This is a genomic window from Tistlia consotensis USBA 355 (assembly GCF_900177295.1).
Lineage (GTDB): Bacteria > Pseudomonadota > Alphaproteobacteria > Kiloniellales > DSM-21159 > Tistlia > Tistlia consotensis.
The window spans coordinates 75,345-87,948 of the sequence record NZ_FWZX01000014.1 but is presented as its reverse complement, the minus strand read 5'-3'; the positions used below and the strand labels follow the sequence as shown (position 1 = coordinate 87,948).

11 protein-coding genes are annotated in these 12,604 nt (G+C 72.8%); 5 read left to right on the top strand and 6 right to left on the bottom strand.

What is annotated here, in order from left to right; translation table 11 throughout:
• Positions 1 to 51 precede the first annotated feature (51 nt).
• Positions 52 to 543: a MarR family winged helix-turn-helix transcriptional regulator gene (locus tag B9O00_RS17055; RefSeq protein WP_085123908.1), complete on the top strand. Its 492-nt coding sequence runs from the start codon at positions 52 to 54 to the stop codon at positions 541 to 543.
• Between the two features lie 103 nt (positions 544 to 646).
• Positions 647 to 2,242: a gamma-glutamyltransferase gene (locus tag B9O00_RS17050; RefSeq protein ID WP_085123907.1), complete on the top strand. Its 1,596-nt coding sequence runs from the start codon at positions 647 to 649 to the stop codon at positions 2,240 to 2,242.
• 19 nt (positions 2,243 to 2,261) lie between these two features.
• On the opposite strand, the gene B9O00_RS17045 is transcribed toward B9O00_RS17050, so the two are convergent.
• Positions 2,262 to 3,002 (bottom strand): ZIP family metal transporter, encoded by a 741-nt coding sequence (locus B9O00_RS17045; protein WP_085123906.1) that lies wholly within the window; start codon positions 3,000 to 3,002, stop codon positions 2,262 to 2,264.
• Between the two features lie 98 nt (positions 3,003 to 3,100).
• A complete protein-coding gene (locus B9O00_RS17040; RefSeq protein ID WP_085123905.1) occupies positions 3,101 to 4,528 on the bottom strand; it encodes an MFS transporter in 1,428 nt (475 codons plus the stop codon).
• Between the two features lie 188 nt (positions 4,529 to 4,716).
• Between B9O00_RS17040 and B9O00_RS17035 the strand changes: the two genes are divergently transcribed.
• The 3 genes from B9O00_RS17035 to B9O00_RS17025 all read left to right on the top strand — a co-directional run bounded on the left by B9O00_RS17035 (position 4,717) and on the right by B9O00_RS17025 (position 7,533).
• On the top strand, positions 4,717 to 6,738 hold the full coding sequence (locus B9O00_RS17035) for a methyltransferase domain-containing protein (RefSeq protein WP_085123904.1): 2,022 nt from the start codon (positions 4,717 to 4,719) through the stop codon (positions 6,736 to 6,738).
• A 121-nt stretch (positions 6,739 to 6,859) separates the two neighbouring features.
• A complete protein-coding gene (locus tag B9O00_RS17030; protein ID WP_159460241.1) occupies positions 6,860 to 7,159 on the top strand; it encodes a type II toxin-antitoxin system Phd/YefM family antitoxin in 300 nt (99 codons plus the stop codon).
• Complete coding sequence (locus B9O00_RS17025) at positions 7,159 to 7,533, top strand: type II toxin-antitoxin system VapC family toxin (protein WP_085123902.1); 375 nt, start codon at positions 7,159 to 7,161, stop codon at positions 7,531 to 7,533. Before B9O00_RS17030 ends, B9O00_RS17025 begins: the two co-directional genes overlap by 1 nt.
• A gap of 7 nt (positions 7,534 to 7,540) precedes the next feature.
• Here B9O00_RS17025 and mnmA read toward each other — a convergent pair whose 3' ends face one another.
• The 4 genes from mnmA to B9O00_RS17005 form a co-directional block, all read right to left on the bottom strand.
• Positions 7,541 to 8,695 carry a tRNA 2-thiouridine(34) synthase MnmA gene (gene mnmA / locus B9O00_RS17020; protein ID WP_085123901.1) on the bottom strand — a complete coding sequence of 385 codons (1,155 nt, stop codon included), beginning with the start codon at positions 8,693 to 8,695 and terminating at the stop codon, positions 7,541 to 7,543.
• Positions 8,696 to 8,752: 57 nt separating this feature from the next.
• Positions 8,753 to 10,426 carry an ABC transporter permease subunit gene (locus B9O00_RS17015; RefSeq protein WP_085123900.1) on the bottom strand — a complete coding sequence of 558 codons (1,674 nt, stop codon included), beginning with the start codon at positions 10,424 to 10,426 and terminating at the stop codon, positions 8,753 to 8,755.
• Entirely contained in the window at positions 10,423 to 11,442 is a 1,020-nt protein-coding gene (locus tag B9O00_RS17010; RefSeq protein WP_085123899.1) for an ABC transporter ATP-binding protein, read from the bottom strand. Before B9O00_RS17010 ends, B9O00_RS17015 begins: the two co-directional genes overlap by 4 nt.
• A gap of 96 nt (positions 11,443 to 11,538) precedes the next feature.
• A complete protein-coding gene (locus tag B9O00_RS17005; RefSeq protein WP_179243960.1) occupies positions 11,539 to 12,567 on the bottom strand; it encodes an ABC transporter substrate-binding protein in 1,029 nt (342 codons plus the stop codon).
• Between the last annotated feature and the right edge of the window lie 37 nt (positions 12,568 to 12,604).

Genomic DNA, 12,604 nt, shown 5'->3' with positions numbered 1-12,604 from the left:
GATAGTCGGCATTGTCTTGACGTCAAGATAAATTCCGGCCGATCATGGGCCATGGATCGCGTCGACAGGATTCTGGCCCAGTGGCAGCGGGAGCGGCCCGACCTCGACGTCACGGCGATGGGCCTGATCGGCCGCATCAGGCGACTGTCCCTGCATCTGCTCCGCGGGATGGAGGAGACCTTCGCCGCGCACGGGCTCACGGCCGCCGCCTTCGACGTGCTGGCGACGCTGCGGCGCTCCGGCCCGCCCTATTCCCTGTCGCCGGGCGAGCTGATCGCGACGACCATGGTCACCTCCGGAACGATGACCCACCGGATCGCCCAGCTGGAGAAGGCGGGCCTGGTCGAGCGCGTCGTCAATCCCGAGGACCGCCGCGGCGCCATCATCTCGCTCACGAAGCAGGGCTTCGCGCTGATCGATGCCGCCGTGACGGCGCATGTCGAGACGCAGGCGCGGCTCACGGCTGCCCTGTCGAAGGGCGAGAAGGCCGCCCTCGCGGCCCTGCTCCGGAAATACCTGGCGGCGTTCGAGACGGAGCCGTGAGGATTCCGCGGCCCGGCCCCTCGCCCGTTGCGCCGGGCCTCCGCTTGCACAGGCCCGGCGAATCGGCAGACTGGCGGCCCCATCCCCGCCGAGGACCCAGCCCATGAGCAGCTTTTCCCGCTCCCAGGTCGTGCGCAAGCCGGCCGTCTCCGGCGCCGGCGGCCTGGTCGCCGCGCAGCACCGCGGTGCGGCCGAGGTCGGCGCCGAGGTGCTGGCGGCCGGCGGCGACGCCCTCGACGCGGCGGTCGCGACCTCCTTCGCGCTCGGCGTGCTGGAGCCCTGGATGAGCGGCCCGGCAGGCGGCGGCGCGATGATGCTGTGGCGCGCCGAGGAGCAGAAGGCCTACTGCGTCTTCTACGGCATGCGCGCGCCGGCCGGCCTCGATCCGGCCGACTACCCGCTGTCCGGAGGCAAGGTCTCGGACGATCTCTTCCCCTGGGCCGCCGTGGTCGACGACCGCAACGTCCAGGGCGCGACGGCGGTCGCGGTGCCCGGCCTGGTCGACGGCATCGGCCTGGCTCACGGCCGCTTCGGCCGCCTGCCCTGGCGCGAGCTGCTGCAGCCCGCGGTCGGCCTCGCCCGCAAGGGCCTGCTGGTCGACTGGTACGCGGCGCTGATGATCGCCTCGGCGACGCGCATCCTGGCCAGGGACCCGGACGCGGCGGCGCTGTTCCTGGAGGACGGCCAGTGGCCGACGATCGCCGGCTGGACCGCGCTCTCGGACAAGCGCCTCGACTTCTCCCGGATGGCCGACACCCTCGCCGAGATCGCCGACAAGGGACCGCGCGAGCTCTACGACGGCGAGGTCGGCCGGGCCCTGGCGCGCGACGTCCAGGCCAAGGGCGGCAGCCTCTCGGCGGCCGACCTCGCCGCCTACCACGCGGAGCTGCAGGAGCCGCTGGCGATCCCCTACCGCGGCGGCCGGGTCTTCGCCGCGCCGAGGCTGACCGCCGGGCCGACCCTGGCCGACGTGCTGGGCCGCCTCTCCGAGACGCTGCGGCCGGCGGGCAAGGCGCCCGACGGCACGGCCTACGCCGCCTACGCCGCCGCCCTGGGCGCCGCCTACGAGAAACGCCTCTCGGGCATGGGCGACACGGAAGGGGCGTGGAGCGGCGAGAGCCCCGAGGCGCCGGCCTGCACCACGCACTTCTCGGTGGTCGACCGCCAGGGCAACATGGCGGCGGTCACCCAGACCCTGCTGTCGAGCTTCGGCGCGCGCTGCGTCTCGCCCTCGACCGGCCTGCTGCTCAACAACGGCATCATGTGGTTCGACCCGGAGCCGGGCCGGCCGAACTCCCTGGCGCCGGGCAAGCGCTGCCTGATGAACGTCTGCCCGGTCGTCGGGGAGAGTGGCGGCGCGGACGGCCGCCGCTTCGCCCTCGGCGCCTCGGGCGGCCGCAAGATCATGCCGGCCGTCGCCCAGCTCTCCTCCTTCCTGCTCGACTACGGCATGAGCCTGGACGAGGCCTTCCACCAGCCGCGCATCGACTGCTCCGGCGGCCCGACGGTGGTCGCCGACGAAGCCCTGCCGGCCGGCGCGCTGGCTGCGCTGACGGCGGGCCACGAGGTCGTGACGACCAAGCGCACGGTCTTCCCCTACGCCTTCGCCTGCCCGGCCGGCGTGCTGCGCGACGCCGGGGCCAGCTGGGGCGCGACCGAGCCGCTCTCGCCCTGGGGCGACGCGGTGGCGGAAGCGTGAGGCGCGGCCCGGCGGCGGCTCAGCCGAGGTAGGCGGAGGCCAGGCCCAGGCCGGCGAAGCCGAGCGCGAAGGCCAGGGTCGAGATCCAGCGCGGCGGCTCCGGCCGGTCGCCTTCGGGCACGATGTCCTCGATGGTGGTCAGCAGCAGCACGCCCACGATGAAGGCGAGCGCGGTCTCCTGCAGGACCCCGCTCCCGCTGCGCAGCAGCCAGAAGGCGGCGAGCGCGCTGGCGAGCGCCGGCAGGGCCATGCCGGCGGCCAGCAGCCAGCGCCGTGGGCGCGGCACGCCGCTGTCCTGCAGGTTCTTGGTCGCGGCGAAGCCGCCGGGGATGTTGGCGACCGCCTGGGTCGCGCCGATCAGCAGGCCGAGGCTGCCGGCGACCGCGGCACCCGCGCCGGTCATCAGGCCGTCGCTGGCGAGATCGGCGGCGACCGCGACATAGACCATCAGCGCCGGGCCGCGGGCCGCCCCGACCCGGTGGCGCAGCGCCCGCATGGCCCGCGCCAGCAGCAGCGAGGCGCCGGCGCCGGCCAGGAAGGCCGGCAGGATCGCCCACATCGGCAGCGACTGCAGCAGGCGGGGCATCAGGTCGATGCCGACCAGCGCGATGGCGATGCCAGCGGCGCCGTGCAGCGCCGCACCGACCAGCCAGCGCGGCGCGCGGACACTCTCGCCGAGCAGGCTGCCGCCGAGCGTGCCGGCGACGGGCAGCAGCGCGAAGGCGAGGACGTTGACGAAGACGATCAGGGAGTCCGGCATGGCCTCTCGGCGCCGGTCCGGCCAGCGACCCGCGAGGGTCCCATCCGCCGGCCGGCGGCGCAAGCCCTCGGGGCGACGCCGGCGTCGCCGGCCCCCTCCTACCCCCGGGTGCCGCGGCCTTCGGTCACGGCCGGCGCGGTCGCGACGCTGTGGCTGGAGATCTCGGCGCCGGCGTCGGGACGCAGCGTCAGGAAGACCAGCAGCGAGCTGCCGGACAGGGCGGCGATCGCGACGAAGCCGGTGACGAAGTCGCCGACGGCCAGCGGCCCGCCGCCGCGCGCGGCCTGGGAGGCCTCGAGCACCAGGGCCGCGAAGGCGACGCCGGCGGCCAGCGAGAGCTGCTGGATGACGGCGGCGAAGGAGGTCGCGCGGCTCATCCGCGGCGGATCGATGTCGGCGTAGGCGATGGCGTTGATCGAGGTGAACTGCAGCGAGCGGAAGAAGCCGCCGGCGAGCAGCACCGAGACGATCACGAGGTGCGGCGTCGAGCCGCTGAACAGCGCGATCGCGCCGAGCAGCCCGGCCGAGATCAGCGCATTGGCGACCAGCACCCGGCGGAAGCCGAAGCGCCGCAGGATCGGACCGGCCGTCGCCTTCATGGTCAGCGCCCCGGCGGCGGCCGCGAAGGTCAGCGAGCCCGAGGCGAAGGGCGAGAGGCCGAAGCCGAGCTGCAGCATCAGCGGCAGCAGGAAGGGGATCGCGCCGGTGCCGATGCGGAACAGCGAGCCGCCGGCGACCGAGGCCCGGAAGGTCGGGATGGCGAGCAGCTTCAGGTCGATGATCGGATGCGGCGCGCGGCGCGCATGGCGGAGGTAGAGCAGGATCAGGGTCAGGCCGACGACGACCAGCAGCAGGGCGTCGCGCTGCGGCAGCACCGCGGCGCCGAGCAGGGTGAAGCCGAAGATCAGCGTCGAGAGGCCGAGCCCGGACAGCAGGAAGCCGCGGAAATCGAGCGGCGGCACCGAGTCGGCCTTGACCTGCGGGATGATCAGCGTCGCCAGCACCATGCCCGCCAGGCCGACCGGCACGTTCAGCCAGAAGATCCAGCGCCAGTGGTAGTAGGTCGTGATGAAGCCGCCGACCGGCGGGCCGAGCAGCGGCGCGATCAGCGCCGGGATGGTCAGCCAGGTCATGGCGTTGACCAGCTGGCGCTTCTCGACGACGCGCAGGATGATCAGGCGGCCGACCGGCACCATCATGGCGCCGCCGATGCCCTGGACGAAGCGCGCCGCGACCAGGCTCGTCAGGTCGTTCGACAGGGCGCAGCCGATCGAGGCGAGGATGAAGGTGCCGATCGCGGCGCGGAAGACCGTGCGCGCGCCGAAGCGGTCGGCGCACCAGCCGCTGATCGGGATGAAGATCGCCAGCGACACCAGGTAGGCCGTGAAGGCCAGCTTGAGCACGATCGGGTTGACCCCGAGATCGAGCGCCATCGCCGGCAGGGAAGTGGCGATGACCGTGCTGTCGAGGTTCTCGATGAACAGCGCCGAGGCGACGACGAGGGTGATCCGGCGGGCGCTGGGCATGGCCTCCTACTTAGCCCCTCCCCGGCCGGAGCAGGCAGGGGTCTGCCGCATGCTTTCCCCCCGGCGAATGCATGGCGGGGGACGCGCGGCCGGAAGCCGCCGGTCGAACTGTCCCCTACCGCTGACCGCCCGAACGCGTTATTGAGGCGCACTTCCGCTCACCGCCGCAGCAGCATCGTTCCGCCGCCTTGTCCGATTCCCCCGACGCTTCCCCCGAGACGCAGACCTCCCCCGAGACCAAGGCCGGGCCGCCGTCCCCGACGGCCGCCGGCGCCACAGCGCGCAGCGCGCTGGCCTCGCCGGCCGCGCCGCTGCTGGCGCGCGCCGCCCAGCTGCACAAGGCCGGCGACCTGCCGGCCGCGGTCCAGACCTATCGCCAGGCGATCGTCGTCGATCCCGGCTTCGCCGAGGCGCACAACAACCTCGGCGCCGCGCTGCGCGCCTGGGGCAAGCGCAACGAGGCGATCGTCGCCTACCAGGAGGCGCTGGCGCTGGCGCCGGACTACGCCCTGGCCCACGCCAACCTGGGCGGCGCCCTGGCCGAGAGCGGCGAGACCGAGGCCGCGCTCGACCACCTGGCGGCCGGCTACCTGCTGGCGCCGGACCGCCCCCAGATGGGCCGGCGCCTGGTCAACGTGCTGCGCCGCTCGACGCCCGCCAGCGTGACGCCGCGGGTCCACGAGGCCCTGGCCGCCCTGGTCGAGGATCCCGCGGTCGAGCCGCAGTCGCTCGAGCCCTGCATCGTCGCCCTGCTGAACGCCGACCCGCGGATCCGCGGCGTGCTCGACGCCCTGGCGGCCGGCCAGCCGCCGACCGTCGCCGAGGCCGGCCCGCCGGTCTACGCCGCGATCGCCGAGTCCGAGCTGCCGGCCCTGCTGGCCGAGGCGGTGCTGACCGACTCGCGGCTCGAGATGCTGTTCGCGATCCTGCGCGCGGCCTGGCTGGAGGCCCTGCTCGAGGACCATCCGGAGCTGCTGCCGGACCGTGCGCTGCTGGTCGCCCTCGGCCTGCAGCTCGAGACGGTCGAATGGTCCTGGCTGGAGAGTCCGGCCGAGCAGCAGCGCCTGGCCGGGCTGGCCGAGCGGCTGCGGGATCCGGCGGCGCGCCGCGACGGTCCGGATGCACCCGGAGCCGCAAGCCTCGCCCTGCTGGTCTATGCCCTCTACCGCCCGCTCGATCCCTTCTACGAGGACGCCGAGCTCCACGCCCTGGCCGATCCGGCCGCCGGACCGGAAGGCCTGCTGCTCTACCGTCATCTGGTCGAGCCGGCCGAGCGCGAGCGCTTCGCGGCGGCGATCCCGGGCGCGACGCCGATCCGCGACCGCACCTCGCAGTCGGTGCGCGCGATGTACGAGGTCAACGCCTATCCGCGCTGGCGGCGCCTCGCGCGCCGGCCGGGCCGGCGCGTCGACCTGCTGATGCCCGAGCTGCTGCCCGACCTGCGGCGCGTCTCGATCCCCTTCGACCAGCGGCGCGTGCGCATCCTGGTCGCCGGCTGCGGCACCGGGCGCCACGCCTGCATGACCGCCCAGCGCTTCGCCTTCTCCCAGGTCGTCGCCGTCGACCTGTCGCGCCGCTCGCTGTCCTACGCGGCGCAGCGGGCCCGCGACCTCGAGCTGCGCAACCTGCATTTCCTGCAGGGCGACATCCTGGAGCTCGGCGGCCTCGGCGAGGAGTTCGACATCATCGAGTGCTCCGGCGTGCTGCACCACCTGGCGAGCCCCGAGCAGGGCTGGCGGGTGCTGTGCGGCCTGCTGGCGCCGGGCGGGCTGATGCGCATCGCGCTCTACAGCGACCTCGCGCGCCAGGGCGTCGAGGAGGCGCGCGCCGTGATCCGCGAGCAGGGCCTGACGCCGACCCCCGACGGCATCCGCGCGGCGCGCGCGGCGATCCGCGCCCTGCCCGAGGACTCGCAGGCGCGCCTGCTCGCGGAATCGCCGGACTTCTTCTCGCTGTCGGGCTGCCGCGACCTCTTCTTCCACGTCCGCGAGGACCGCTTCACCGTCCCGCGCATCGCCCACGCGCTGGAGGCGTTGCAGCTCGACTTCCTCGGCTTCGAGCTGCCCAGCGAGGGCATCCGCTACAACTACCGGCGCCGCTTCCCGGAGGACCCGGAGCAGCGCGACCTCGCCAAGTGGGCGACCTTCGAGGAGGAGAACTACCTGACCTTCGCCGCGATGTACCAGTTCTGGTGCCAGGCGAAGGGCTGAGGCGAGACTCCCCCCGTGAGGTAGCCGCTCGGGGGCTTGGCCGGGCAGATGCCCGCCGCCTTCTGTACAGGATCTGTACAGACGCATGGACGCGCTCTATCTTGACGATAGAGGAACCGCGATGACCGAGACCCTGAACATCACCGAGGCCCGGGCGCGCTTCAGCGAGCTGGTGCAGCGCGCACGCAGGGGCGAGGAGATTCTGATCAGCCGCGAAGGCCAGGTCGTCGCCCGGCTCGTGCCGGCGCAGGGTCAGGGCCTGTCGGCGCCCGGCCTGCTCAAGCGCTGGCTGCCGTCGGAGCAGGCAGAGGCCCTGCGACGAGGGCTCGAGGCCGCCCTGCCTTCCGCCGAGCAGGCGGCCCAGGAGGGCGAAGAGAGCGACGGCCTCGGGCGCAGCCTGCCGCGGCCGCGGCGCGGCTGATGGCCGTCCTGCTCGACAGTCACGTCCTGGTCTGGTGGCTGTTCGACGCGCCGGAGCTGTCGGCCGGCGCGCGGGCGGCGATCGAGGAGGCCGACAGAAGCGCCCTGGTCAGCGCGGCGTCGCTCTACGAGCTGCTCTGGAAGGGACGGATCGGCAAGCTCCCGGGCATCGAGCGCCTGCCGGAGGCAGTGGCAGCGAGCGGCTTCGGCCTGCTGGCCATCGAGCCGCGCCACGCCAGCGAGGCCGCGCTGCTGGATTGGGGCCATCGCGATCCCTGGGACCGGATCCTCGCCGCGCAGGCCCGCGTCGAAGGCCTGCCGCTGGTCTCCTCCGACCGGATCTTCGACGAGATCGGCCTGCCGCGAATCTCCTGAACGGCCTTCAGGCGACCGCGTCGAGGGCCGCCTTCGACAGCTCCGTCGAGGCGATCCAGCCGCCGCCGAGCAGCCGGCTGCCGTCGTAGCAGACCGCGGCCTGGCCCGGCGCCACGCCGTACTGCGGCCGGTCCAGGCTGACCAGGGCGCCGCCCGCGCCGTCGGGCGCCACCCGTCCGGGCGCCGGCGCCTGGGCCGAGCGCAGCTTGACCGAGCAGGCCAGCCCCGCCGCCGGCAGGGCGCCGCCCAGCCAGTTGAGGGACTCGAGGCGCACCCGGTCGCGGGCCAGCGCCTCCTTGGGTCCGACGACGACGCGGTGCCGCCCGGCGTCCAGCGCCACGACGTAGAGCGGCGCCTCGGTGCCGCCGATGCCGAGGCCGCGGCGCTGGCCGACGGTGTAGCGCACGATGCCCTCGTGGCGGCCGAGCACGCGGCCCGAGAGGTCGACGATCTCGCCGGGCTCGACCGCGCCGGGCCGCAGCCTGGCGACGACCTCGGCGTAGTTGCCGTTCGGCACGAAGCAGATGTCCTGGCTGTCCGGCTTGGCCGCGACCGGCAGGCCGAGCCGGCCGGCCAGGGCGCGCACCTGGTCCTTCGGCAGCTCGCCCAGCGGGAAGCGCAGGAAGTCGAGCTGGCCGGCGGTGGTCGCGAAGAGGAAGTAGCTCTGGTCGCGCGCGTCCTCGGCGGCGGCGTGCAGCTCGGCACCGGCCGGGCCTTCGACGCGGCGCACGTAGTGGCCGGTCGCCAGCGCCGCCGCGCCCAGCTCGCGCGCGGTCTCCAGCAGGTCGCGGAACTTGACCCGCTGGTTGCAGCGCACGCAGGGGATCGGCGTCGCGCCGGCGAGATAGCTGTCGGCGAAGTCCTCGATCACCGCCTCGCGGAAGCGGCTCTCGTAATCGAGCACGTAGTGCGGGATGCCGAGCCGCTCGGCGACCCGCCGGGCGTCGTAGATGTCCTGGCCGGCGCAGCAGGCGCCCGCCTTGCGCAGCGCCGCCCCCTGGTCGTAGAGCTGCAGCGTGATGCCGACCGCCTCGTAGCCCGCGGCCCGGACCAGCGCCGCGGTCACCGAGGAATCGACGCCGCCGGACATGGCGACGACGACGCGGGCGCCCTTCGGCAGGCCGAGGTCGAGGGTCGGCAGGCTGGCGAGCGGAGCGGTCATGGCCGAGGACTTAAGGCAGCGGCCGCCCGCGTGCAACCGGCGGCGCCCGGAAGGGCGTCAGCGGATCAGGCTGACGCCCCGGATGCCGGCCAGGCGCAGTGCCCCCTGGGTCAGCAGCAGGACGCCGATCACCGTCGCCATGATGCAGACCGCGAAGGCCGCCGCCTGGTTGAGCGCGCCGCGGTCGTCGAGGTAGAGCACCGAGACGGCGGCCAGCTGGGTCGAGGGCGTGATCAGGAAGATCACCGCCGAGAGCGTGACCATGGCGCGCATGAAGAAGAACACGCCGACCCCCAGCACGGTCGGCCAGATCATCGGCAGGGTGACGCGCAGCAGCGTCGTCAGCCGGCTGGCGCCGAGCGTCGCCGAAGCCTCCTCGAAGGTCCGGCTGATCTGCTTCATGTTGGTGGTCGCCAGCAGGAAGCCCTGGGCGTGGTAGTGGTAGATGTTGCAGGCCGCGATGATCAGGATCGTGTCGTAGATCGCATAGACCGGATTGGCCGGATCGTTGAAGGCCAGGATGTAGCCGAGGCCGAGCACCATGCCCGGCACCGCCGCCGGCAGGATCGCCAGGAAGTAGAGCGGCCGCTTCAGGCCGCCCGAGAGCTGGTGGTTGGCGTAGGCGGCGAGCGTGACGACGACGACCGCGATCGCCGCGGTGACCAGCGCCACCTCGACCGAGGTCCAGAGCGGCGCGATGCCGTTCTGCACGTCGAAGGCGTAGTGGCGCAGGCTGAGCGACAGGTTGTAGGGCCAGAGCCGGACGAAGCTGGCGTAGACGACGATCGCGACGACCGCGAGGAGGGCGGCCGCGACCAGCAGGCAGTAGGCCAGCCAGAGCGCGTCGCGCCGGCGGTTCGGCCGCGGCTTCAGGGGCACCGACTGGGCGCTCACCGAGGCGTGCTGGTGCCGGGCGATCCAGCGCTCGGCGAGCACCGCCAGGGCCGCCGGCAGCAGCAGCAGCACGCCGATCACGGCCCCCATGGAGAAGTTCGCCTGGCCGGAGACCTGGTTGTAGATCTCGACCGCCAGGACGCCGTAGTTGCCGCCGATCACCACCGGGTTGCCGAAGTCGGTGATGACGATGGTGAAGACCACGAAGACCGCCGAGGCGATGCCGTAGCGTGTCGCCGGCAGGGTCACGGTCCGGAAGCTGCGCCAGGAGGAGGCGCCCAGCGTCTCGGCCGATTCGTAGAGCCGCTGGGCGCCGACCGCGAGCGCCGTCGAAAGGATCAGGAAGGCGTGTGGGAAGGCGTAGAGCAGGTCGGCGAGGAAGATGCCCCAGAAGCCGTAGACGTCGATCTCCGTGCCGAAGCTGCGGTTGATCAGGCCGTTGCGGCCGAGCAGGAACTGCAGGCCGAGCGCCTGGACCAGCGAGGGCGAGAAGATCGGCAGCAGGGCGACCAGCCGGAGCAGCGGCTTCAGCCTCATGGTCGTGCGCTGCAGGGCGTAGGCGAAGCCGTAGGCCAGCAGGATCGTCGCCGCAGTCACGCTGAGCGCCACCGTGAAGGTGTTGCCGATGATGCCGACGAAGCGCGGATCGCCGAAGTAGCGCGCGTAGTTGCCGAGCCCGAGGCCGTCCGGCGTGACCAGCGAGTAGCCGAGGATGCCCCAGAGCGGCAGCACGACGAAGACGACGAGCAGCAGCGTGGCGCCGCCGGCGAGGCCGGCCAGCAGCAGCCGGTCGGCGTCGAGGGCGGCGCGGCCGGGCCGCGGGCCTGCCAGGCTCATCTCGGCCCGGCCGAAACGGCGCTGAGGTGCTCGCCCGGCAGCACGAAGCGCAGGGTCTCGCCGACCTCGCCCTGCTGGAGCGGGCCGTGCACCTCGATCTCGACCAGCCCGGCGTCGGCCTCGACGAGCAGCCGGGTCATGTTGCCGAGGAAGGCGACCTTGCGCACCCTGCCCTCGACCACCGGACCGGCCGGCGCCTCGTCGGCCGCGAGCAGCCGGACGTGTTCCGGACGGATCGCCAGCAGCGCCTCCGAGAGGTCCCCGGCGGGCGGCAGCAGGTCGCCCCAGCGCTCGCGCTCCAGGACGTTGAGGCGGCCGATGAACTCGCCGACGAAGCGCGTGGCCGGCCGCCGGTAGAGATCCTGGGCGACGCCGACCTGCTCGATCCGCCCGCGGTTCATGACCAGGATGCGGTCGGCCATCTCCATGGCCTCGTCCTGGTCGTGGGTGACCATGATCGTGGTGATGCCGAGCCGCTTCTGCAGGTCGCGGATCTCGCTGCGCAGGGTCTCGCGGACCTTGGCGTCGAGCGCCGACAGCGGCTCGTCGAGCAGCAGTACCGCCGGCTCGGGCGCCAGCGCGCGCGCCAGGGCGACGCGCTGCTGCATGCCGCCGGACAGCTCGTGGGGATACTTGCCGGCCTGGTCGCGCAGGTGGACCAGGTCGAGCATCTCGTCGACCCGCGCCTCGATCTCGCGACGCGGCCACTTCCGGCAGGCCAGGCCGTAGGCGACGTTGCGCGCGACGGTCATGCCGGGGAACAGCGAATAGGACTGGAAGACGACGCCGAAGTTCCGCTTGCGCGCCGGCAGCTGCCCGAGGTCGCTGCCGCGCAGGAGGATCGCGCCCTCGTCGAGGCTCTCCAGCCCGGCGATCAGGCGCAGCAGGGTGGTCTTGCCGCAGCCCGACGGCCCAAGGAAGCAGATGAACTCGCCGGCCTCGATGTCGAGGTCGACGTGGTCGACGGCGGCGACGCCGCCGAAGCGCTTGGTGACGCTGCGCAGTTCGAGAAACATTCGGATTCCCCGCTCGGCGATCTCAGGCGATCGGAAGCCGCGCGGACGGCGGAGCGGACCGGCTGCTCCGCCGCCCTCGGCCTTGGCCGTGAGCGCCTACTTCTCGTAGCGCTTCTGCCACTCGGCGACGATGCGGTCGCGGTTCTCCGCCGCCCAGGCGTAGTCGACGTCGAACAGCACGGTCGAGATGTCGGCCGGCAGCCCCGCCTTCATGAAGCGCTCGGGCATGACGCGATCGGACATCGTCACGATCGACTTCCAGTTGTTGTACTCGTCGGCCGCCGCCCTGGTCAGGATCCAGTCGAGGAAGCGCCTGGCGTCGGCCTTGTTCTGCGAGCTCTTCATCAGGGCCGCCGCCTCCAGCTCGTGGCCGGCGCCCTCGCTCGGCACGACCATGGTGATCGGATAGCCCTCCTCGATGTTCTTGATGGCGCGCAGCGCGAAGGAGATGCCGATCGCGTACTCGCCGGCGCTGGCGACGTTGCAGGGCTTGGAGCCGCTCTTGATGTACTGCGCCATGTTCTTGTCGAGCGCGTCGAGGAAGGCCCAGCCCTTGTCCTCGCCCATCATCTGCAGGATCGAGGCGACGTGCAGGTAGCCGGTGCCCGAGCTCGCCGGGTTCGGCATCACCAGGCGGCCCTTGTACTCGGGCTTCAGCAGGTCCTGCCAGGTCGCCGGCATCGGCAGGTTCTCGGCCTTCATGATCTCGTTGTTGACGCAGAACGCGCCCATGTAGCCGGTCGTCGCGAACCAGCGGTTCTGGGCATCCCGGAAGCGCGCCGGCACCTTGTCGAGGCCCTTCGCCTCGTAGGGCTCGAGCATCCCGAGGATGCGCGGGTCGACCATCGAGGTCGCGGCCCAGCCCCAGATCACGTCGTGCTTCGGGTTCGAGGCCTCGGCGAGCATGCGGGCGCGCAGGTCGCCGGTCGACAGGCGCAGCACGTCGACCTCGATGTCCGGCAGGTCCTTCTTGGCCTTGTCGAGGAAGGCGGCCAGTTCGTCCTCCTCGTAGGAGGTGTAGACCGTGATCTTGCCGGCCTGCGCCGGAGCGCTCCCGGCGAACAGGGCGAGCGCGGCAACGGCCAGCGCACCCCGCAGGCCCCGCGGCAGAACGGAAACCGTCATGAGACATCCCTCCCGTTGCGGGCCCGGTCGTCCGCGC